Source organism: Brachybacterium equifaecis (assembly GCF_023509525.1).
Lineage (GTDB): Bacteria > Actinomycetota > Actinomycetes > Actinomycetales > Dermabacteraceae > Brachybacterium > Brachybacterium equifaecis.
Window position 1 is genome coordinate 230,584 of the sequence record NZ_JAKNCJ010000003.1, and the last position, 21,565, is coordinate 252,148.

At 69.9% G+C, this 21,565-nt stretch carries 15 protein-coding genes and 6 tRNA genes; 10 read left to right on the plus strand and 11 right to left on the minus strand.

Going from position 1 to position 21,565, the window contains the following annotated elements:
• Position 1: 1 nt before the first annotated feature.
• From Bequi_RS08890 to Bequi_RS08910, 5 genes are all read right to left on the minus strand, one after another.
• Complete coding sequence (locus Bequi_RS08890) at positions 2–757, minus strand: YebC/PmpR family DNA-binding transcriptional regulator (protein WP_249737577.1); 756 nt, start codon at positions 755–757, stop codon at positions 2–4.
• Positions 758–816: 59 nt separating this feature from the next.
• Complete coding sequence (locus Bequi_RS08895; protein ID WP_249737578.1) at positions 817–2,067, minus strand: PrsW family intramembrane metalloprotease; 1,251 nt, start codon at positions 2,065–2,067, stop codon at positions 817–819.
• Between the two features lie 4 nt (positions 2,068–2,071).
• Positions 2,072–2,650 (minus strand): HIT family protein, encoded by a 579-nt coding sequence (locus Bequi_RS08900; RefSeq protein ID WP_249737579.1) that lies wholly within the window; start codon positions 2,648–2,650, stop codon positions 2,072–2,074.
• A gap of 13 nt (positions 2,651–2,663) precedes the next feature.
• Positions 2,664–4,664 (minus strand): threonine--tRNA ligase, encoded by a 2,001-nt coding sequence (gene thrS / locus Bequi_RS08905; protein ID WP_249737580.1) that lies wholly within the window; start codon positions 4,662–4,664, stop codon positions 2,664–2,666.
• A gap of 81 nt (positions 4,665–4,745) precedes the next feature.
• The gene (locus tag Bequi_RS08910; protein WP_249737581.1) at positions 4,746–5,177 is read right to left on the minus strand and encodes an Lrp/AsnC family transcriptional regulator; all 432 of its coding nucleotides are present in this window, start codon (positions 5,175–5,177) and stop codon (positions 4,746–4,748) included.
• 166 nt (positions 5,178–5,343) lie between these two features.
• Between Bequi_RS08910 and Bequi_RS08915 the strand changes: the two genes are divergently transcribed.
• Both Bequi_RS08915 and ctlX read left to right on the plus strand, forming a co-directional pair.
• Entirely contained in the window at positions 5,344–6,372 is a 1,029-nt protein-coding gene (locus Bequi_RS08915) for an ornithine cyclodeaminase (RefSeq protein ID WP_249737582.1), read from the plus strand.
• On the plus strand, positions 6,369–7,397 hold the full coding sequence (ctlX, locus tag Bequi_RS08920; RefSeq protein ID WP_249737583.1) for a citrulline utilization hydrolase CtlX: 1,029 nt from the start codon (positions 6,369–6,371) through the stop codon (positions 7,395–7,397). The genes Bequi_RS08915 and ctlX overlap by 4 nt, the downstream gene beginning before the upstream one ends.
• Positions 7,398–7,449: 52 nt before the next feature.
• On the opposite strand, the gene Bequi_RS08925 is transcribed toward ctlX, so the two are convergent.
• From Bequi_RS08925 to Bequi_RS08940, 4 genes are all read right to left on the minus strand, one after another.
• Positions 7,450–7,524 (minus strand) — tRNA-Val (locus Bequi_RS08925).
• A 28-nt stretch (positions 7,525–7,552) separates the two neighbouring features.
• A tRNA-Cys gene (locus Bequi_RS08930) sits at positions 7,553–7,623 on the minus strand.
• Positions 7,624–7,697: 74 nt separating this feature from the next.
• Positions 7,698–7,770: transfer RNA gene (locus Bequi_RS08935), tRNA-Gly, on the minus strand.
• A gap of 26 nt (positions 7,771–7,796) precedes the next feature.
• Positions 7,797–7,868 (minus strand) — tRNA-Val (locus Bequi_RS08940).
• Between the two features lie 236 nt (positions 7,869–8,104).
• On the opposite strand from Bequi_RS08940, the gene Bequi_RS08945 reads away from it, so the two are divergent.
• From Bequi_RS08945 to Bequi_RS08975, 7 genes are all read left to right on the plus strand, one after another.
• A tRNA-Gly gene (locus Bequi_RS08945) sits at positions 8,105–8,177 on the plus strand.
• A gap of 28 nt (positions 8,178–8,205) precedes the next feature.
• Positions 8,206–8,280: transfer RNA gene (locus Bequi_RS08950), tRNA-Val, on the plus strand.
• A gap of 81 nt (positions 8,281–8,361) precedes the next feature.
• A complete protein-coding gene (locus tag Bequi_RS08955) occupies positions 8,362–9,165 on the plus strand; it encodes an NAD-dependent epimerase/dehydratase family protein (protein ID WP_249737584.1) in 804 nt (267 codons plus the stop codon).
• A 158-nt stretch (positions 9,166–9,323) separates the two neighbouring features.
• On the plus strand, positions 9,324–11,585 hold the full coding sequence (gene glgX / locus Bequi_RS08960) for a glycogen debranching protein GlgX (protein ID WP_249737585.1): 2,262 nt from the start codon (positions 9,324–9,326) through the stop codon (positions 11,583–11,585).
• Between the two features lie 125 nt (positions 11,586–11,710).
• Complete coding sequence (treY, locus tag Bequi_RS08965; RefSeq protein ID WP_249737586.1) at positions 11,711–14,299, plus strand: malto-oligosyltrehalose synthase; 2,589 nt, start codon at positions 11,711–11,713, stop codon at positions 14,297–14,299.
• On the plus strand, positions 14,296–16,137 hold the full coding sequence (treZ, locus tag Bequi_RS08970) for a malto-oligosyltrehalose trehalohydrolase (protein ID WP_249737587.1): 1,842 nt from the start codon (positions 14,296–14,298) through the stop codon (positions 16,135–16,137). The genes treY and treZ overlap by 4 nt, the downstream gene beginning before the upstream one ends.
• Before the next feature lie 944 nt (positions 16,138–17,081).
• Positions 17,082–17,933 (plus strand): hypothetical protein, encoded by an 852-nt coding sequence (locus Bequi_RS08975; RefSeq protein ID WP_249737588.1) that lies wholly within the window; start codon positions 17,082–17,084, stop codon positions 17,931–17,933.
• Positions 17,934–18,329: 396 nt separating this feature from the next.
• Here the strand turns inward: Bequi_RS08975 and zapE are convergent, their stop codons facing one another.
• Positions 18,330–19,358 (minus strand): cell division protein ZapE, encoded by a 1,029-nt coding sequence (gene zapE, locus Bequi_RS08980; protein ID WP_249737589.1) that lies wholly within the window; start codon positions 19,356–19,358, stop codon positions 18,330–18,332.
• 77 nt (positions 19,359–19,435) lie between these two features.
• Here zapE and Bequi_RS08985 point away from each other — a divergent pair, with 77 nt between their 5' ends.
• The gene (locus Bequi_RS08985; protein WP_249737590.1) at positions 19,436–20,176 is read left to right on the plus strand and encodes a dihydrofolate reductase family protein; all 741 of its coding nucleotides are present in this window, start codon (positions 19,436–19,438) and stop codon (positions 20,174–20,176) included.
• Between the two features lie 59 nt (positions 20,177–20,235).
• Here Bequi_RS08985 and Bequi_RS08990 read toward each other — a convergent pair whose 3' ends face one another.
• On the minus strand, positions 20,236–21,552 hold the full coding sequence (locus Bequi_RS08990; RefSeq protein ID WP_249737591.1) for an alpha/beta hydrolase: 1,317 nt from the start codon (positions 21,550–21,552) through the stop codon (positions 20,236–20,238).
• Positions 21,553–21,565 lie beyond the last annotated feature (13 nt).

The following is a 21,565-nucleotide window of genomic DNA, read 5'->3' on the forward strand; positions in this document are numbered from 1 at the left end:
ATCACTCGGACTCGAGCTGCGCGGCGACGTCGTCGGGGATGTCCAGGTTCGAGTAGACGTTCTGGACGTCGTCGCTGTCCTCGAGCGCGTCGATCAGGCGCAGCGCCTTCTGCGCGCCGTCGAGGTCGACCTCGGTGCGCATGTTCGGCACGAACTGCGCCTCGGCGCTGTCGTAATCGATGCCCGCGGCCTGGAGCGCCTGGCGCACGGCGACGACGTCGGCCGCCTCGCACAGCACTTCGAAGGTGTCCTCGTACTCGTTGACCTCCTCGGCGCCCGCGTCGAGGACGGCGAGCATGACGTCATCCTCCGTGAGCTCCGCCTTCGGGAGGGTGACCACGCCCTTGCGGTTGAACATGTAGGAGACCGAGCCGGAGTCGGCCATGTTCCCGCCGTTGCGCGAGAACGCGAGGCGCACCTCGGAGACAGCGCGGTTCTTGTTGTCGGTGAGGCACTCCACCAGCAGGGCGACGCCCCCCGGGCCGTAGCCCTCGTACATGAGCGTCTGGTAGTCGACGCCGGCGCCGTCGAGGCCGCCGCCGCGCTTGACGGCGCGGTCGATGTTGTCGTTCGGGACCGAGGACTTCTTGGCCTTCTGGATCGCGTCGAAGAGGGTCGGGTTGCCGGCCGGGTCAGGGCCGCCCATCCGCGCGGCGACTTCGATGTTCTTGATGAGCTTGGCGAACAGCTTGGCGCGCTTTCCGTCGATCGCGGCCTTCTTGTGCTTGGTCGTCGCCCATTTGGAGTGACCCGACATGTGTCTCCTCGGATTCTCGTGCGGCGGGTGGATTGCCTGCCCAGTCTACGTCGGCCGGATCAGGCCGGGACGACCGGCTGGGACAGCGCCCCGATCAGGCGGCGGTCCGCGGTGATCCGCTCGAGCAGCTCCGCCTCGCGCTGGGACGCGCGCGCGGTGGGACGGCCCTGGAGCGCACCGTGGCGGTGCATCGCGAGGTCGACGGCGGCGAGGATCAGATCGTGCATCGCCATCCCGGGCACGGCGCCGTGGCGCAGCGCCCATTTCTCCGCGCGGCGGCGCCGACGGATCGAGACCAGCATCTCGACCTCCGACGGCGTGAACCAGCCCGCGCGCCCGTACTCGGAGAGCTGCCGGCGCACGATCCTCTTCTCCCGCAGCCGCAGGAACGCGACGATCGCCACGAGGATCAGGAAGATCGGGACCTGCACCGTGAGGTAGTAGCGGACGAAGCCTGCGAGCGGGTTCTCGGGATCCACCTCGAGGAAGAACGTCGAGCCGTTCCACAGCGCGTGCAGGCACATCCCGAGCGCGAGCCCTCCGATGCCGAGCCCGAAGGACAGCATCACCGAGCGGCGCTCGGCGGCGATGCCGAGACCGAGGCCGCACAGGGCGGTGAAGCTCACGTGCGCGAACGGGGAGAGCAGACCGCGCAGGAGGAACGTCTGCCAGAACGCATCGACCGCCCCCTCCGCCTGGGCCTGGGCGAATGCCTGGCCGAAGTAGAGGATGTTCTCGGTGAAGGCGAAGCCGCCCGCGATCAGCGCGGCGTAGACGACGCCGTCGATCGGGCCCCCGATGAAGCGCCGCCCCCAGAGCAGGAGCACGAGCAGGCCGGCCGACTTCATCGACTCCTCGACGATGGGGGCCTGGACCACCGCGCCGAGGAACGCCGCGGTGTTCTCCCCCGCGTCCTCGGGGCTCACCCACAGGATGAACGCCCCGCCGATGATGAAGGTCAGGGCGACCGATCCCGCGGCGCCCCAGATGAAGGAATAGGCGAGCGTCGAGCGGGGCTGCGGGGTGTAGCGGTCCAGCCACCACACCGCCGCCAGCACGAGACCGACCGGCACCAGCGCGGCGGTGAAGGACACGAGCGCCGTGCCGATCCCCATCGGCCGGATCACGAAGACGAAGACGGCGGCGCCGACGAGCAGGAGGACCCCGATGCCGAGGATCCAGATCAGCCTGCCCGTCCACCGGCGCCGAGGGCGGCGCGAAGGGGCCGAGGACCCCGGAGCGAGCGGGCCGGAGTCGGGCGCCGTGCGCAGGTCGTAGCCGTAGTCGACCTGCACCGAGGGATGCGCCATCCCCTCAGCCCTCCTCGCCCGCACCGCTCGGCCACGCGGCGGCGAACTGCTCGCGCGTGGTGGCGAGCAGGATCGGCAGCGCCTTCGTGCGGGCGATGATCGGCAGGAAGTTCGCATCCCCCTTCCAGCGCGGCACCACGTGCTGGTGCAGGTGCGCGGCGATGCCGGCGCCCGCGATGTCGCCCTGGTTCATGCCGAGGTTGAAGCCGGCCGGCGCCGAGACGTCCCGCACCACGCGCATCGCGGTGCGGGTGAGGGCAGCGACCTCGGCTACCTCCTCGTCCGTGAGCTCCGTGTAGTCCGCGACGTGGCGGTAGGGGCACACAAGCAGGTGACCGGAGTTGTACGGGAAGAGGTTCAGGATCACGAAGGCGCTGCGCCCCCGGTGCACGATCAGCGCGTCCTCATCGCTGCGCGCGGGCGCCGCGCAGAAGGGACACTGCTGCGCGTCGCCCGGATCCTCCGGCTTCCCCTCGCCCCGGATGTAGACCATCCGGTGCGGAGTCCACAGCCGCTCCATGCCGTCGGGATCCCCCGCGAAGTCCGCGGGATCCTCCGCCTGCGTCCAGTCGGCCTCGCTCATCGCCGCGCCCCTCTCAGACCTGGGCCTTGGTGCGGATGGCCTCCACGATGCGCTCGACGGCCTCGTCCACGGGGATGCCGTTGTCCTGCGAGCCGTCGCGCATGCGGAAGGAGACCGCGCCCTTCTCCTGGTCCTCGCCGCCCGCGATCAGCTGGAAGGGCACCTTCTCCTTGGTGTGGGTGCGGATCTTCTTCTGCATGCGGTCATCGGAGTCGTCGACCACCACGCGCACGCCGTGCTCGCGCAGCTTCGCGGCGACCTCCTCGAGGTAGGGGACGAAGTCCGCGGCGACGGGGATGCCGACGACCTGCACCGGGGCGAGCCACACGGGGAACGCACCCGCGTAGTGCTCCAGGAGCACGCCGAAGAAGCGCTCGAGGGAGCCGAACTTCGCCGAGTGGATCATGACGGGCTGCTGCCGGGAGCCGTCGGCCGCCTGGTACTCGAGGCCGAAGCGCTCGGGCTGGTTGAAGTCGTACTGGATGGTCGACATCTGCCAGGTGCGGCCGATGGCGTCACGGGCCTGCACGGAGATCTTCGGTCCGTAGAACGCCGCGCCGCCCGGATCGGGGACGAGCTCGAGCCCGGTCTCGAGAGCAGCCTGCTCGAGCACGGCGGTCGCGCTCTCCCACTGCTCGTCGGTGCCCATGAACTTGCCCTTCTTGTCGCCCTCGGTGGCACGTGTGGACAGCTCGAGGTAGAAGTCATCGAGCCCGAAATCGCGCAGGAGCCCGAGGATGAAGTGCAGCAGGTGGCGGATCTCCCCGGGAGCCTGCTCGCGGGTGACGTAGCTGTGGGAGTCGTCCTGGGTGATCATGCGCACGCGGGTCAGACCGGAGAGCACCCCCGACTTCTCGTCGCGGTAGACCGTGCCGAACTCGAAATAGCGCAGCGGAAGATCGCGGTACGAGCGGCCGCGCGAGCGGAAGATCTCGTTGTGCCCGGGGCAGTTCATGGCCTTCAGCCGGTAGCGCGTGCCGCCGGTGCCGTCGGGCGCTGCACCGTCGATGATCGGCGGGAACATGCCGTCGGCGTAGTACGGCAGGTGCCCGGAGGTAAAGAACAGGTCCTCCTTGGCGATGTGCGGGGTGGCGACGTAGTCGAAGCCCTCCTCGATGTGCCGCGCGCGGACGTAGTCCTCCATCTCGCGCCGGATCACACCGCCCTTGGGGTGGAAGACCGGCAGGCCCGGCCCGATCGTGTCGGGGAAGGAGAAGAGGTCCAGCTCCGGCCCGAGGCGACGGTGGTCGCGGCGCTCCGCCTCGGCGATCCGCTCCTGGTAGGCCTTCAGCTCGTCCTTCGTGGGCCACGCGGTGCCGTAGATGCGCTGCAGCATCGGGTTCTTCTCGCTGCCGCGCCAATAGGCGGCGGCGCTGCGGGTGAGAGCGAAGCCGTTGCCGATGTGCTTGGTGGAGGGCAGGTGGGGGCCGCGGCACAGGTCCGTCCACGCCACCTCTCCCCCGCGGCGCACGTTGTCGTACATGGTCAGGCCGCCCTCGCCGACCTCGACGCTCGCCCCCTCGGCGGCCTCTCCGGCCTTCGACTTCAGGCCGATGAGCTCGAGCTTGTAGGGCTCCTGCGCCTCTTCGGCGCGACCCTCGTCATCGCTGATCTCGCGGCGCACGAAGGCCTGGCCCTCGCGGATGATCCGGTTCATCTCCTTCTCGAGGCCCTTGAGGTCCTCGGGAGTGAACGGCTCGGCGACGTCGAAGTCGTAGTAGAACCCGTCGGTGATGGGCGGCCCGATGCCGAGCTTCGCCTCGGGGTTCACCTTCTGCACGGCCTGGGCCAGCACATGGGCGGCGCTGTGGCGGAGGATCGCGAGGCCGTCGGGCTCGGAGATCGCGACGCCCTCGACGCTCTGGCCGGCGGCGACGGGGGTCGCCAGATCGCGCAGCCCCCCGTCGATGCGCAGGGCGATGATCTCGCGCCGCCCCTCGAAGAGCTCCGTTCCGGTGGTCCCCTCCGCGATCTGCTGGGGGGTTCCGTCGAGGGTGATGGCGTTCTCGGCCACGGGGTCTCCTTGAGAGTCGATGTCGGCCCTGCCTACCGTGCAGGTCCCACCCGCCATCGTAGTGGGAGCACCCCCGGGACCTCAGCGCAGCACGGAGCTCAGCAGCAGCGAGGTCTCGGAGTTCACCACGCCCTCGATGCCGCGGATCCTGCGCAGCACGTCATCGAAGGCGGCGAGATCCGCGCTGAGGATCTCGGCCACGAGATCCCAGCCGCCGTTGGTGGTGTGCAGCGCCTGGATCTCCTCGAAGCCGCGCAGCTCGGAGATCACGTGGTCGGTGGTGCGGCCCTCCACCTCGATGAAGCTGACCGCGCGCACCTGTCCGAGCAGAGACCCCTCGCGCACGCGCACCGTGTACCCGGTGATGACCCCGCGCGCCTCGAGCGCCTCCATCCGGGCGGCGACTGTCGCCCGGGAGACCTCCAGGGCGGAGGCGAGACGGGTGACGGGGGCGCGGCCGTCCTTGCGCAGGAGCGCCAGGAGGCGCTGATCGATGTCGGAGAGACCGGCCATGCGCATGATGCTAATCCGACGGGAGCAGATTGTGCATCTTCGCGGCTCAGAACGTGCATCCTGGCGATTGATCGCGCACTTCGTGCGGAATAGCCTCTCGCTCGTGCCCGTGCAGCGCTGCCCGGCACCGGAGAGCGGCACCCGCGCGTGCCAGGAGGAGAGACCGATGACAGATCTGCTCGATGTGCAGGCGATGGCCCGCTGGATCCAGCGCGACGGCGCAGAATCGATCCTGCGCGGCATGACCGACTACGTGGAGGCCGACTACCGCCGCTGGGAGCGCTTCGACAAGACGCCCCGCGTGGCGTCCCACACCCCGTTCGGCGTGATCGAGCTGATGCCCACCTCCGACGGCGAGCTCTACTCCTTCAAGTTCGTCAACGGGCATCCCATGAACCCTGCGCGCGGCTTCCAGACGGTCACCGCCTTCGGCGCCCTGGCCGACGTCGACAACGGGTATCCGATCTTCCTCGCGGAGATGACCCTGCTGACCGCGCTGCGCACCGCCGCCACCTCCGCCATGGTCGCCCGCCGCCTCGCGCGCAAGGACTCCCGCGTGAGCGCCATGATCGGCTCCGGCTCGCAGTCGGAGTTCCAGGCCCTCGCGATGCGCGCGGTGCTGGGCATCGAGGACCTGCGGATCTTCGACGTCGATCCCGGAGCGATGGAGAAGATGCGCCGGAACCTCGAGCCCCTGGGCTTCCGGATCCATCAGGCCGCCTCGACCCGCGATGCCGTCCAGGGCGCCGACATCGTCACCACCTGCACGGCCGACAAGGCCCAGGCCACGATCCTCACCGACGACATGATCGCTCCCGGCATGCACATCAATGCCATCGGCGGCGACTGCCCCGGCAAGACGGAGCTCGACGCGGCGATCCTCGACCGCGGGCCGGTGTTCGTGGAGTTCGCTCCGCAGACCCGCATCGAGGGCGAGATCCAGCAGAAGCCCGCCGACTTCCCCGTGGTCGAGATGCACGAGGTGCTCAGCGGCGCCCACCCGGGTCGCTCGAGCGCCGACGAGGTCACGATCTTCGACTCCGTGGGCTTCGCGGTCTCCGACTTCTCCGGACTGCGCTTCGCCCGCGATGCGAACCTCGGCACCGATCTCATGGGGCAGGTGGATCTGGTCGCGGATCCCGAGGATCCGAAGGACCTCTTCTCCCTGATCTCCGTGATGAGCCCGGTCGGATGAGCGTCACGGCACCCTCGCGACCGGCACCCGGCGGCGCTGCGGCCGCCCTCGAGGGACAGGCGCCGCAGGCACCCCTCCCGGCGCCTCGCTCCGGGCAGGCAGTTGCTGACGCGACGTCGCAGTCCCCGGCCGCGGTGTTCCTGGTGCGCCCCCGGCACTTCACCCCCAATCCCGCGACCCTCGGCGACAACGCCTTCCAGTCCGAGGCCGCGGGCGGGGCGGAGACCGTCGCCGCGCGCGCCCGCGCCGAGGTCACGACCCTCGCCGCCGCACTGCGGGCCCGCGGGATCGCGGTGCGGGTATTCGATGACGCCTCCGCGACCCGGCCCGACAGCGTCTTCCCGAACAACTGGGTGACGACCCACGCCGACGGCACTGTGTGCCTGTACCCCCTGTATGCGCCGAACCGCCGCCAGGAGCGACGGGCCGACGTCCTGCGCCGGCTGCGCGAGCAGTTCGTGGTGCGGCGCGTCATCGACTACTCCCCCCGCGAGGACGACGGCCTCTTCCTCGAGGGAACCGGCGCGATGGTCCTGGACCACGTGCATCGCCTGGCCTACGCCTGCCGGTCGCGGCGCATGGACGAGGAGCTCCTGGAGGAGTTCTGCGCGGACCGCGGCTTCACGCCGGTCGTCTTCGATGCGGCCGACGCCTCCGGGGTCCCGATCTACCACACCAACGTCATGATGAGCATCGGCCAGTCCCTCGCGCTGATCGGGGACTCCCTGATCCTCGATCGCGCGCAGCGCGAGCGGGTCCTCGACTCTCTCGGCACCGGTGGCCGGGCGATCGTGCACCTCGACGAGGAGCAGATCGCTGCGTTCGCGGGGAACTGCCTGGAGCTGCGCGGCTCGCGCGGTGCGGTGCTCGCGATGTCCACGACAGCCCGCGCCGCGCTGACCCGCGCGCAGCTCGCAGTGATCGGAGAGCACGCGGAGGTGGTCGCCGTCGACGTGCCGACGATCGAGTCGGCCGGCGGCTCCGTGCGCTGCATGATCGCGGGGAACCACCTCACACCGCGCTGAGCTGCAGGAATGCGAGGAGCCCCGGTCCGATGGACCGGGGCTCCTTCCGTGCTGGTGGGCGATACTGGGTTCGAACCAGTGACCTCTTTCGTGTCAGGAAAGCGCGCTACCACTGCGCCAATCGCCCTCGATCGGCTCCGCGCAGGAGCCTTTCGAGGTGGGTACGGGATTCGAACCCGTGTACACGGCTTTGCAGGCCGTTGCCTCGCCTCTCGGCCAACCCACCGGGATCACGGGCCGTGAGGAGCCCGTGACGCGGAACGGCGCTCCCGACAATCGTCGGGCGCGCCGCCTCCCCGGAGCGGACGACCGGGCTCGAACCGGCGACATCCACCTTGGCAAGGTGGTGCTCTACCAACTGAGCTACGTCCGCGTGAGCAGGATCCAGGATCCTGCTCGTGGGCGATACTGGGATCGAACCAGTGACCTCTTCCGTGTGAAGGAAGCGCGCTACCACTACGCCAATCGCCCGTCGATCCCGCGATGTTCCGCGGCACCTCTGGAGCCCTGCTGTCTCAGCAGGACCTGAACGAGACTACACCACCTCCGCCCCGCCCCCGCACCCAAGTGCGCCATCCGCGCTGTGGCATGAGCCACCAGCCGCCCCCTCCCGTCCCGACCTGTGCGGTGGGACACGAAGCGCGTCGGAGATTTGCGGCGCCGCCACCCTCCCCCGTAGTGTTCTTCCTCGTCGGCATCGCCGATACGCGGACGTAGCTCAGTTGGTAGAGCACCACCTTGCCAAGGTGGATGTCGCCGGTTCGAGCCCGGTCGTCCGCTCCGGTTGTTCCCGCGGCTTCGGCCGTACGGGCGATTGGCGCAGTGGTAGCGCGCTTTCCTGACACGAAAGAGGTCACTGGTTCGAACCCAGTATCGCCCACCAGATCCAGCAGGGCCCCGGTCATCGACCGGGGCCCTGCTGGCTTTCGGGGTGCACCCACATCGGCACGGCATGCTGGGCGGCATGAGCACATCCCCTGACAGCACATCCCAGAAGCGGCGCATCCTCATCACCGGCGCGACCGGCGGCGTGGGCCTGGCCCTGTCCGAGCGGCTGGCGAGCGAGTACGACATCGTCCCTCACGGCCGCACCCCCAAGACGCTCGAGCAGGAGAAGTCGCTCGTGCGCGCCGACATCACCGACTACGCCGAGGTGCGCGCGATGATGGACGGGATCGACACGATCGTCCATCTCGCCGGCGCCGCCTCCCCCGAGTCCTCGTGGGAGGAGGTGCTGGAGGCGAACATCGTCGGGCTGCGCAACGTCCTGGAGGCGGCGCGGGAGGCCGGCGTGCGACGGGTCGTCTTCGCCTCGTCGAACCACGCGATGGGCGGCTACGACCGCGAGGAGCAGTGGCCCGTCTACCCGCACCAGATCCCCCGCGCGGACTCCCTCTACGGCGTCTCGAAGATCTTCGGCGAAGCCCTCGGCCGCTTCTATTACGACGAGCACGGGCTCGACTTCATCGCCCTGCGCATCGGCTGGATGTCCGAGGACCCGATGGGCGCCGACGCCGACCTCCTCCATGCGATGTGGCTCTCCGAGGACGACACCGCACGGGTGGTCCGCGCCGCGATCGAGTCGGAGGTGCGCTTCGGCCTCTACTACGCGATCTCCGACAACCCCAACCGCCGCTGGGATCTCACCAACACCATGCTGGAGCTGGGCTACCGGCCCGAGGACTCCTGGACGGAGGTCTCGGGCGAGCAGGAGGACGTCGTCGAAGGCGGAGCCGAGGCCCCGGCGAACTGGCCCGAGGACTCCTGAGCCCCGCTCCCGCATCTCCGAGCTCCGGCGCCGCAGGGGTGGCCCCCGCCACTGGCGAGCCCCCCCTGCGACGCCGCGAAGGTGTCGCTCCTCGCATGAGCGCGGCATGACCTGGCACGACGCGATGGAACGGGGGCCCCGCCCGGTAGTCTGCGGCTATGCAGATCTGGACTGGAAAGCCTTACCCGCTCGGTGCCACCTTCGATGGCAGCGGCACCAACTTCGCACTCTTCTCCGAGGTCGCCGACCGCGTGGAGCTGTGCCTCATCGACGAGTCGGGCGAGGAGCGCCGGATCGAGATCACCGAGGTCGACGCCTTCGTCTGGCACGTCTACCTCCCCTCCGTGCAGGCCGGTCAGCGCTACGGCTTCCGCGTGCACGGGCCCTACGACCCCGAGAACGGGCACCGCTGCGATCCCAGCAAGCTGCTGCTGGATCCGTACGCGAAGGCGATCACGGGCATGGCGACGAACCACCCCTCGCTCTACTCGTACGACTTCGCCGACACCACCCAGCGCAACGAGGAGGACTCCGCTCCTCACACCATGCTGTCCGTGGTGGTCTCCCCGTTCTTCGACTGGGGCAACGACCACCCGCCGGCCCACCAGTACCACGACACCGTCATCTACGAAGCCCACGTCAAGGGCCTGACGATGCAGCACCCGGGCATCGACGAGGACATCCGCGGCACGTACGTCGCCATGGGCCACCCCGAGATCATCAAGCACCTCAAGTCCCTCGGCGTCACCGCCGTGGAGCTCATGCCGGTGCACCAGTTCGTCCAGGACGGCCATCTCGTCGAGAAGGGCCTGCGCAACTACTGGGGCTACAACACCATCGGCTTCTTCGCCCCGCACAACGAGTACTCGTACGCGGGAGACGCCGGCCAGCAGGTCCAGGAGTTCAAGACCATGGTCAAGAACCTCCACGCCGCCGGCATCGAGGTCATCCTCGACGTGGTCTACAACCACACCGCCGAGGGCAACCAGATGGGGCCGACCCTCTCGTTCCGCGGCATCGACAACGCCGCGTACTACCGTCTGGTCGAGGGCGACAAGGCCCACTACTACGACACCACCGGCACCGGGAACTCGCTGCTCATGCGCACCCCGCACGTGCTGCAGCTCATCATGGACTCGCTGCGCTACTGGGTCACCGAGATGCACGTCGACGGCTTCCGCTTCGACCTCGCCTCGACCCTCGCCCGCGAGCTGCACGAGGTGGACCGCCTCTCGGCGTTCTTCGACATCATCCAGCAGGATCCGATCATCTCCCAGGTCAAGCTGATCGCCGAGCCCTGGGACCTCGGAGAGGGCGGCTACCAGGTCGGCGGCTTCCCTCCCCTGTGGTCGGAGTGGAACGGCCGCTACCGCGACACCGTGCGCGACGCGGGACGCTCGGAGCCGGGCACGCTCGCCGAGTTCTCCTCGCGACTGGCGGGCTCCTCGGACCTCTACCAGCACACGGGCCGCACCCCGATCGCCTCGGTGAACTTCGTGACGGCCCATGACGGCTTCACGCTGCGCGACCTCGTCTCCTACAACGAGCGCCACAACGAGGCCAACGGGGAGGGCGGCAACGACGGCGAGAGCCACAACCGCTCCTGGAACTCCGGCGCCGAGGGCGAGACCGAGGATGCCGAGATCTCCGCGCTGCGACTGCGCCGCGCGAAGAACTTCATGGCGACGCTCCTGGTCTCCCAGGGCGTGCCGATGATCCTGCACGGGGACGAGATGGGCCGCACGCAGGGCGGCAACAACAACACCTACTGCCAGGACAACGAGATCTCCTGGGTCGACTGGGATCTCGACGAGGACCAGCAGGAGATGCTGGACTTCACCCGCCAGATGATCGGGCTGCGCCGCACCCACCCGATCTTCCGTCGGCGCCGCTTCCTGACGGGCCTCACCCCCGAGGGCGGTACCGAGCTCGCCGATATCGTGTGGCTCGGCGCCGGCGGGGCCCCGATGAGCGACGGCGAGTGGCAGGATCCGCAGAACAAGTGCGTCACCGTGTTCCTCAACGGCGGCGCCATCCCCGAGCCGAACGAGCGCGGGGAGCGCATCGTGGACGACTCCGCGCTGATCCTGTTCAACTTCGCGGGCAACGACGTCGACTTCACGATCCCCGATGCCGCCTACGGCAAGGAGTGGTTCGTGGTGACCGGCACCGCGAACGCCCAGGAGATCGGCGATGTGCTCGCACCGGGCACCACGATCACCCGCCCGGCGTTCTCGGTGCTGTTCCTCGGCCGGCCGCACGCGGAGGTCGAGGAGGTCGCGAATGCCGAGACTCCCGCGATCTCCATCTCGCAGGCTGCCGTGGCTCGCGCCGCGGCCCTGAAGGCCCAGAGGGAGCAGACGAAGAAGGAGCACGCCCCGGGGGCGACGGGAAGTCCCGACGCCGCCACCACGGCCTGATCCCGGACCCCGGGGGCGCATCGCGCCTCCGGGGTTCTGCTTCTCGGCCCCTCGCCCGGCGCCGCCCGTCGGCCGCAGCGCCCGCTCCCCCGCGAGCGCCCACCCCCTGCCTCGAAGGAACTCCCATGGCGACATCCCCCGCCTCCACCGCCCCTTCCGCTCGGACCGGATCGCAGGAGCAGGTCGTGCCGACCTCGACCTACCGCCTGCAGCTGCACGCCGGCTTCACCGCCGATGACGCCGCGGCCGCTGTCCCGTATCTCGCGAAGCTCGGGGCCGGCCACATCTTCTGCTCCCCCGTGCTCCAGGCGGCTCCCGGCTCCACGCACGGCTACGACGTCGTGGACCACACGCTGATCAGCGCGGACATCGGCGGGGAGGCGGCGCTGCGGCGCCTGGCCGATGCCGCGCACGCGCACGGCATGGGCCTGATCGTGGACGTCGTGCCCAATCACATGGCGATCCCCACGCCGATCTGGCACAACCGCGCCCTGTGGTCGGTCCTGGAGGACGGCCCGGAATCGCCGTACGCCGACTGGTTCGATCTGGACACCTCCCGCGAGCGCGGGATCCTCGTGCCGGTGCTGGGCCGTCCGATCGGCGAGGTGCTGGCCGCCGGCGACATCACGCTCGACGAGGTCGAGATCCCCGCGCGCGAGGGCGAGCACCCGATCCCCGCGCGCACCCAGAAGGTGGTGCGGTACTTCGACCACGTGCTGCCGATCGCCGCGGGCACCGAGCACCTGGGGCTCGTGGACTTGCTGGACCGCCAGTGGTGGCGCCTTGCCTACTGGAAGGTCGCCGACGACGAGCTGAACTACCGGCGCTTCTTCGACGTGGACACCCTCGCCGCCGTGCGCGTCGAGGACCCGGAGGTGTTCGCGGCGACGCACGAGCTGCTGCTGCGCCTGCAGGCCGATGGCGTGATCGACGGCTACCGCATCGACCACCCGGACGGCCTCGCCGATCCCCGCGGCTACCTGCGCGATCTCGACGCCGCCTCCGGCGGGGCGTGGACCGTGGTCGAGAAGATCCTCGAGGGCGAGGAGGAGCTGCCGGGCGACTTCCCCTGCGCAGGCACCACCGGCTACGACGCGCTCTGGCGGATCGGCGGGCTCTTCCAGGACGCGCGCGGCGCGCTGGGGCTCACCCACCTGTGGCAGCAGACCACCGGGGACCTGCGCCCCTTCGAGGAGATCGCGGCGGATGCGACCGCGGAGATCATCTCCACGAGCCTGTGGACCGAGACCGAGCGCCTCACGAACATCCTGCACCGCATCTGCGCCGAGGACATCCGCCTGCGCGATGCGACCCGCCGCAATATCCAGCGCGCGATCGTCGCGCTGCTGAGCTCGATGGACCGCTATCGCGCCTACATCGTGCCCGGCGAGAAGGCCCCCGGAGACCAGAAGGCCGTCATCGAGCACGCCGCCGAGCGCGCCCGGCGCATGCTGGGCGCCGACGAGGACGCGCTCGCGACCCTGACCACGATCGTCGCTCTCGCCTGCGGCGAGGAGGTCGGCAGCGCGGGCCGCACGAACACCGCTGACCGCGCGGAGTTCATGGTGCGCTTCGCCCAGACCTGCGGCCCCGTGCACGCGAAGGCCCTCGAGGACACCGCGTTCTACCGCTTCAACCGCTTCATCGCGGTCAACGAGGTGGGGGCGAATCCGGATCTGATCGGGGTGGAGCCCGATGATCTGCACGAGCACTGCCACCGCATGGTGCGCACCTTCCCCGATGCGATGACGACGCTCTCCACTCATGACACCAAGCGCAGCGAGGACGTGCGCGCGCGTCTCGTGCCGCTGACCGAGGCGCCTGAGGAGTGGAGCGCGGTGGTCGAGGAGCTGCGCGCGGCGACGATCGAGCACCGGGGCGTGCTCGTGGACGGCGCGATGGAGCTGCTGCTCTGGCAGATCCTCGCCGGCACCTGGGATCTTCCTGGCGCGCAGAGCCCGCGCATCACGGCCGAGCGCCTGGACGGCTACCTCACCAAGGCCATGCGCGAAGCCAAGGCGCACACCACCTGGACGGACCCGGTGGAGGAGTACGAGGAGGCCGTTCTCGGCCTCGGCCGGGCGGCGCTGGAGAGCGGGGAGGTCGCGCGGATCCTAGGCGCCTGGACGAAGCGCACTCTGGCCGCGCAGCGCGCCGCGATCCTCGGGCAGAAGCTCATCCAGTTGACGATCCCGGGCGTGCCCGACGTCTACCAGGGCAACGAGACCACGGACTTCTCGCTGGTCGATCCCGACAACCGCCGCGCCGTGGACCATGCGGCGCACGAGAAGCAGCTGGACCGCCTGCTCGCGGGCGCGAAGCCCGACGGCATCGGCGAGGAGAAGCTGTGGCTGACCCACCACGCCCTCACGCTGCGCAGGGAGCGCCCGGAGCTGTTCTCCGGTCGCGAGGCCGCCTACCTTCCCGTCGCGACGACGACCGGCCACGCCGTCGCCTTCGGCCGCGGCACTTCGCGCGCGCTCGATGCGACCGCCGGGGAGTCCGGCACGCAGGCAGAGCTCATCACGGTCGCCACCCGCCTGCTGCTGGGCCTCAACCAGCGCGGCGGCTGGAGCGAGGCCGCGGTGGTCCTGCCGGACGGCAGCTGGCGCGACCAGCTCTCGGGCCGCACCTTCGAAGGGGGCCTCGTGCGCCTTGCGGACCTGCTGGAGACCTGGCCCGTGGCGCTGCTCGTGCGGGAGGCCTCGGCATGAGCGCCGCGACTCCCCTCCCCGATTCCCAGCCGGCGCCTCGCACCGACTCGCTGACCCAGTCGCGCGACTACTCGCGCTTCGAGGTGTGGGCGCCGCTCGCGCGCACCGCGACGATCCGCATCGACGGCGCCGAGCACGAGATGACTCCGGAGGCAGGGGGATGGTTCACCCTGCCCGGGATCGCCGCCCGCCCCGGCCAGCGCTACGCCTACCGCCTGGACGCCGCGGAGCAGTGGGTCCCCGATCCCCGCTCCCTCTCCCAGCCGGACGGCGTCCACGCCGACAGCGAGGTCGTGGACCCGTCGGCGCTCCCCCGCACCCCCTGGGCGGGCAAGGACATCCGCGGCGGCGTCATCTACGAGATGCACGTCGGCACCTTCACCCCGGGGCCGGGCGGCTCAGGCGGCACCTTCGATTCCGCGATCGAGCGCCTGGACCACCTGGCGGATCTCGGCGTGGATGCCATCGAGGTGATGCCGGTGGCATCCTTCCCCGGCGACCGGGGCTGGGGCTACGACGGCGTCGGCCTCTACTCCACGCAGTGCTCCTACGGCGGCCCCGCGGCATTCGCGCGCTTCATCGACGCCGCGCATGAGCGCGGGATCGCGGTGCTGCTGGACGTCGTCTACAACCACCTGGGCCCCGCCGGCAACTATCTGGGGATGTTCGGCCCCTATTTCACCGGCGCCCATCACACGCCGTGGGGCGCGGCGGTGAACCTCGATCAGCCCGGCTCCGAGGAGGTGCGCGCCTTCATCCTCGGCAATGCCCGGCAGTGGCTGGTGGACTTCGGTCTGGATGGGCTGCGCCTGGATGCCGTGCACGAGCTTCAGGATGACTCGAGCCGGCACATCCTCGCCGAGCTCTCGGACGCCGTGCGCGCCTGGGAGGGTGAGACCGGGCGGCCGCTCGTGCTCATCGCCGAGTCCGACCGCAACGATCCCCGCACCGTGACGCCGACCGCCGAGGGCGGGCTCGGCATGGACATGCAGTGGGCCGACGACATCCACCACGCGGTGCATGCCTGGATCAGCGGGGAGCGGCAGGGCTATTACGTGGACTTCGGCTCCACGGAGGTCCTCCAGCGCACCCTGACCGGCATGTTCGAGCACGCGGGCACCTTCTCCACCTTCCGCGGCACTCCCTGGGGCGTGCAGGTCGATCCTGCGTCTCAGCACTACGACGCCCACTCGTTCGTCGCCTTCTTCGAGGACCACGACCAGGTCGGCAACCGCGCGATCGGGGATCGCGTCCACCAGCTCATCTCGCCCGAGGAGCACGCCGCGGCCGCGGCGCTGATCCTGCTGGGCGCCGCGACCCCCATGCTCTTCCAGGGCGAGGAGTGGGCGACGGCAGTGCCGTTCGCGTTCTTCACCTCCCATGACACGGAGCTCGGGCCGCTCGTCTCCAAGGGCCGCATCGAGGAGTTCGCCGCGATGGGCTGGGACAGCGCGGAGGTGCCAGATCCGCAGGAGCTCTCCACCTTCACCAGCTCCTTCCTGGACTGGGAGAAGGTCGAGACGCCGGCCAGCGCCCGCATGCTCGACTGGTACCGCACCCTGATCGCTCTGCGCCGCTCCGAGCCCGATCTGATGGATCCCGATCTCTCGCGCATCAGCGTGGAGATCCTCGAGCACGACGGGATCGTGCTGCGCCGCGGGCAGGTCGCGGCGCTGGTCTCGGATGCGGATCACGAGGTGCGAGCGAATGTGCCGCATACCGAGGTGCTCGCCGCTTTCGGCAGTCCTGCGGATGAAGAGCGGATCGCGGCGGGGACGGACGGCGAGGAGCTGGCGCTCAGCGGCCCCGGAGTGATCGTGGTGCGCGGCCGGGCCTGAGCCCCGGCGCAAGGACTGGGCAGACCTCAGCTGGCGTCGCTGCCCGCTGCGGTCTGCTGACGGACGTTCCTCAGCTTCTCAGCCGCGCTCGCGGAACTGGGGCGGCACGTACTGCTCCTCGAGCGGGATCTCTCGCCCGGTCTCCGTCTCCACGATGCGGATGCCGAGCTCGTCGCGCACCACCTGGAGGTCGGATTCGACGGGGAGATCCCAGATGCCGATCAGCGCCGGCTCGATGGCGCACAGCTCGTTGAATTACACGATCTGTCAGAAAGGGCTACGACGGAATCGATCCACCAGCGGCCCGAACCGCCCCCTCCGCACATTCGCACTCGCCCTGCCGCTCTCGGACAGAGCTCACGACGCCTTGTCGCCGTCCTCCGGTTTCGGAGTGCACGGTTGCGAAGCCAGCCCCGGAGAGCGGGTTGACACGTGGAGCACTGCCCCCTAGATTTTCCTCACAACGATCTGGGTTTTCTCACCGGTCGACCACGACTCCCTTCACGCGAGGAATCCTCCATGCGCTTTGCTCTACCCCATCCCGCTCACCTCAGGCGCACATTCTCAACAGTCGTGGTGGCGGTAGCACTCGCAATCCCTGCCGTGACCGCCCTCCAACGAGACGACCAAGCCTTTTCCGCCGTCAACACCTGTAGCTTTGCCGCACCCGCCCCTACCCATGACGGAACCTTGCCGTTATCGGCCTGCGGCGGGATCCCGAACCGACTCATGAAGAGTTCCGGAAGAGTAAACCTCGATGCCTTTCCCGTGAAGACCACGAACGGCTACCGCGAGTCGCGGGGCCAAGCATGGTCTATCGTGAAGGACACAGCGGGACACGGCGGTCGCGCAGGTAACGGCGGTCGCGCATGGAAGTTGCTGGACTCGAGAGGCAATCGTGTTGGATCCCTGTATTCAGACGGCCGCATTGCAGAGATCAGCTGATGAATCTGAATTGGAAAGAACTGCTGGCCGTCGAGTATTGTTCGACATGGGGTGCCATCGCCTGGGAGGCGTGGCCGCACGCCGACACGCACAGCCTCTCCACCGGCGCGGGGCTTATCGCGTTGCGCGGACCAGATGGGACCATCGCCATTCACCGCCGCTGGTTCAGCGGCGGCATCCTGCGAACCTGGCCGCAGTCGTTGCGCAGCGACATCGGGATCTTGATCGAGGAAGCCGGAGCAGTGCCTCAGGACAGCGCGATCGCAGAGTGTCGAGTTCGAGTCGAGCGGCGCCAACCCAATGACAGCGAGGCGCTGCTCGGCGTCGCGGAAATTCCGATCCAGCGACGAGCATCCGAGGCAGAGGGAATCCGTTGGATTGTCACCCCGACGGAAGGGCCCGAAGGCGAGTTCGCGCATGCCCTAGGCATTCTCGTCAGCGTTGCAGCAGATCCGGATGCGCGTGGTGCGCGACTGGTTGAGGGCGAAGTCGTACGCCTATCGACGCCCGACCTCGCGCACCCCATGCTGTGGCCGTCAGACGAGCAACCAGTCGTCGGCATGGGCTCCTTGCATGCGCTCGCCGAGGGCCGCCTGCTGCGACTGCTCGAGGGTGAGCCGCTGTGGGACGCGGAAGGTGATGAAGTCCGGGCTGAACGGTACTGGGTACATGACCCACAGGCTCCGTACGGCGCACCAGGTACGGTCCTGCGCACGCAGGAGGATGTGCTCTGGTGGCGGGCAGGCATGCAGCCTGAGCTCGATGCGCCCCTCCCCTCGCGCGCTTTGGATCCTGTCGAAACGTTGTTGCGCAGCACTCTCCTGACTTCGGATCCCCGCTCGGGCGCCTGAGCCGGCGACCCTCCGCAGCGTCGCAGGCAGATGCTGAACTCACGTCCGCGTGAGGGTGGAACAGGTGTCCTAGCGGGCGCTCCCTGGCGCCACGATCGCTACGCCGATGCGGATCTGCGTCGAGAGCATGTACCCGCTAGCCACGACCCCTCACCCGAACTTGGTTCTAACTGGGTGACGTCGGCAGCGCATTTTATGGCCGGGAGTTCAGATTTCCCCAGTCCTCTCGCCCGGCCCAGCCCGGCCTTGAAAGCCCCGTGCTCTGCGCTCGCCCTGCGGAGTGACAGACCGAGAGGACGGAGCCCAACCCGTGCCTCGCGCGAGTGATCGAATTGCGGGGTAGATCCTGCCGGAGAAGCTTCTGGCCACGTCGGGCACGGAAAACGGTGCTCGACTCTACGCATTGCGTGTGACGAGCGCAGCGCCGTCGCGCGCGAGCGAGGACAGGCGCGAGAGCGAGCGGTAGTACTTCTTGCGGTAGCCGCTGGCGAGCAGCTCGGCGGAGTACATCTGCGCGGCGTGCTGGCCGCTCGCGAGCACGGGGATCTCGCGGTCGTACAGGCGGTCCACGAGCACCACGAAGCGGAGTCCGTCGTTGTGGTTCGCGATCTGAGCGAGGTCCTGCAGGTGCACGCTGCTCACCCCGTCGAGCATCGCCCCGTAGCGCGAGGGGTGGACGGTCGCGAGGTGGCGCAGGAGCTCCGGGAAGCCGTCCAGGGTCGCTCCCGGGGTCGCAGCCGCGTGGGAGGCGACCAGCTCGGGATCCAGCGCGGGCGCCTCCTCCACGGCGTCGCGGCGCCGGTAGTCGTGCCCGTCGATGCGGAGCACCTCGAAGCGCTCGGACATCGTCTGGATCTCCCGCAGGAAGTCCTGTGCGGCGAAGCGCCCTTCGCCGAGGGCCTCCGGGAGCGTGTTGGACGTGGCGACGATCGAGACACCCCGGTCCGAGAGCTCGCGGATCAGTCGCGTCATGAGGAGCGTGTCGCCGGGATCGTCGAGCTCGAACTCGTCGATGCACAGCAGGATCGCATCGCCGAACAGCTCGATCGCGCGGTTGAAGCCGAGCGCTCCGACCAGGTTCGTGTACTCCACGAACGTGCCGTAGACGCGGTGGCCCTCCGTGGCGTGGAAGAGGGAGGTGAGGAGGTGGGTCTTGCCCACGCCGAACCCGCCGTCGAGATAGAGGCCTCGCGCAGCAGCGGGCTTCTTCCGGAACATGCCGCGCAGACCGCCACCGCCTGCCGGCTTCCCGATGCCGCGCGCGAACGCGCCGATCTGCTCCTTGGCCGCCGCCTGCGAGGGGAATCGGGGATCGGGGATGTAGTTCTCCAGCCGCGCCTGCGCGAAGCGCGGCGGGGGCACGAGATCCGCCACCAGCCGATCCAGAGGCGGGTTCGGGCGGCGCGAAGTCAGGGTGTCGGTCACGGGGCCCCAGTCTAGGGGCGGGAGCACCGCGTACGCTGAGGCGCCCTGGCCACCCGCAGCTCCTGGAGGACATCGCCGTGCATCTGATCTGGGACCGCGGGGCGCCCTCCGCCCGCCCCGTGGAGATCGCCCTCGACGACGCCGGCGCCGAGCGCCTCGCAGATCTCTACGCCCCGCCCGTGGATCGCGTGCACGTGCGCGCGATGCTCAACACCTCGGTCGACGGCGCCATCGCCGGGTCCGACGGCACCAGCGGTTCGCTCCACAACCCGACCGACTCCTTCGCCTTCGGGGTGCTGCGGGCGCTGACGGACTGCATCATCGTGGGCGCGCAGACCGTGCGCGCGGAGGACTATCGCCGCCCGTCGGGCCGCGCGAGCCTGCGCACGCCCTCCCGTCGGCCGGGCGGCGCGGCGCGCCCCGAGCTCGTCATCCTCACTCGCACCGGAGATCTCCCCGGCAGCATCGAGCCCGACTGGCCGACGCTGCTCGCGGTGCCCCCTGGCGAGGAGACTGCTGCCGCCCGGCGCAGCGGCTTCCCGTCCGCGCAGATCATCGCGGCCGAGGGGCCTGCGCAGCTCATCGCGGCGCTCGCAGCGCGAGGCCACCGCGCCCTGCAGTGCGAGGGGGGTCCCGGCGTGCTCACACAGTTCCTCGCCGCAGGGGCGATCCAGGAGCTGTGCCTGACGGTCTCGCACGCGGCCGTCGGCGGCCAGGGCCCCCGGCTCACCGGCGGCGAGGATCTCGACGCCGACCTCGCGCTGGAGACACTGATCGTCAGCGAGCACGCGACCCTCACCCGGTACCGCGTGCGCTGAACCGGCCGGCGGGCCGGAGGCGTCGACGCCCTCCAGCCGGGGTCCGAGCCCGGAGCGCTTCAGATCCGCTCGCCCGTGGAGCCCTCCCCCGCCGGCGAGGCGGGGTCGCGGATCGGGAGCCGCAGCGCCGCGGGGTCCACGTCCAGACCGAGCAGATCCACCAGGTGCTCTGCGATGAGGCGCTCGTACGCCGCGGGGTCGCGGTTCCACTCGCGGGTGTGGCTCGCGCCCTCGACCTCCACGTACCGCACCAGGTCGGGAGCGAGGCGCGCGAGCTCGCGGCTCGGTGCGAGCGGGACGGTCGAGTCCTCGCGCGCGTGGACCAGGAGCGCCGGGTGGGTCAGGTGCTCGGCGTAGAAGGCGGGATGCATCTCGGCGAGCGCGAGCGGCTCATGCAGGCGCACGAGTCTGCGCCCGAGCGTGCTCGACATCATCCACAGGGCGAGTCGGCGCATCGGTGCCGGCGCCCGCATCGCTTTCGCGTGGTACGTGAGGATGTCCCTCCAGTCCACCGCCGGGGAGTCCAGGATCAGCCCTGCGATCCGACCCCTGTGCGCGGAGAGCACCGAGGTGCGCAGCGCGATCCCCCCGCCCATGGAGAAGCCGAACAGGACGACGCGCTCGGCTCCTGCGGCGAGCGCGTGGGCGAGAGCCGCCTCGGCGTCCTCCCATTCGGCGGCGCCCAGGTGGTGCATGCTGTCGGCCGAGGCGGGGGCGCCCGTGTCGTTGCGGTAGGTGATGGTGAGCGTCGTGAGTCCGAGCTCCCGCAGCAGGGGGATCACGCGCAGGGCCTCCCCGCGCGTCGCGCCGTGTCCGTGCACGAGGATCACCCAGGTGCCTGCCGCGCCATCGGCCGCGCGGCCAGGCTCCGGCCGCACGAGCCACGCGGGCATCGGCCCGACGGGAGAGGCGATCTCGACGTCCTCGAAGGCAATGCCGTGCGCGCTCGCAGGGGTGCCGGGCCAGAAGAAGCCGTTCGTGCTCGCCGGTCCTGGGACCAGCGGCTCGGCGGTGTCGAGGGCGAGGATCGGGCGGGACACCGTGGTGGGCGTCGGCCGACCGGTGACGGGGCCGAGGCGGGCGTGGGCGGCCCCGCCGGACTGCCGCAGCGCGAGACAGCCCGCGCGCGCGGTCTCGGGGGTGTGATCGAGGTGGACGCGATCCGGGTAGGCCGCGCGGACCATGACGTCGGCCCGGGCGCGCGCGGAGCTCTGGGGCAGCAGCGGCGTGCGCGCCATGATGCGCGCGCCGATCGCGAGCGCGCCGCCGGTGAGCAGGAACGCTCCCCCTCCCACGGCCCCCAGCAGCAGAGGGAGAGAGCGCCCGGCCGACGCGGAGGGCCGGGGATCGCGCGTCGAGGGCTGGGGTCGCGTCATGGGCAGGAGTCTA

Bases quoted from the DNA above. Each gene is read 5' to 3' on its own strand.
- Bequi_RS08890 (WP_249737577.1), bottom strand. From the start codon at position 757: ATGTCGGGTCACTCCAAATGGGCGACGACCAAGCACAAGAAGGCCGCG.
- Bequi_RS08895 (WP_249737578.1), bottom strand. From the start codon at position 2,067: ATGGCGCATCCCTCGGTGCAGGTCGACTACGGCTACGACCTGCGCACG.
- Bequi_RS08900 (WP_249737579.1), bottom strand. From the start codon at position 2,650: ATGAGCGAGGCCGACTGGACGCAGGCGGAGGATCCCGCGGACTTCGCG.
- Bequi_RS08910 (WP_249737581.1), bottom strand. From the start codon at position 5,177: ATGGCCGGTCTCTCCGACATCGATCAGCGCCTCCTGGCGCTCCTGCGC.
- Bequi_RS08915 (WP_249737582.1), top strand. From the start codon at position 5,344: ATGACAGATCTGCTCGATGTGCAGGCGATGGCCCGCTGGATCCAGCGC.
- ctlX (WP_249737583.1), top strand. From the start codon at position 6,369: ATGAGCGTCACGGCACCCTCGCGACCGGCACCCGGCGGCGCTGCGGCC.
- Bequi_RS08955 (WP_249737584.1), top strand. From the start codon at position 8,362: ATGAGCACATCCCCTGACAGCACATCCCAGAAGCGGCGCATCCTCATC.
- glgX (WP_249737585.1), top strand. From the start codon at position 9,324: ATGCAGATCTGGACTGGAAAGCCTTACCCGCTCGGTGCCACCTTCGAT.
- treY (WP_249737586.1), top strand. From the start codon at position 11,711: ATGGCGACATCCCCCGCCTCCACCGCCCCTTCCGCTCGGACCGGATCG.
- treZ (WP_249737587.1), top strand. From the start codon at position 14,296: ATGAGCGCCGCGACTCCCCTCCCCGATTCCCAGCCGGCGCCTCGCACC.
- Bequi_RS08975 (WP_249737588.1), top strand. From the start codon at position 17,082: ATGAATCTGAATTGGAAAGAACTGCTGGCCGTCGAGTATTGTTCGACA.
- Bequi_RS08990 (WP_249737591.1), bottom strand. From the start codon at position 21,552: ATGACGCGACCCCAGCCCTCGACGCGCGATCCCCGGCCCTCCGCGTCG.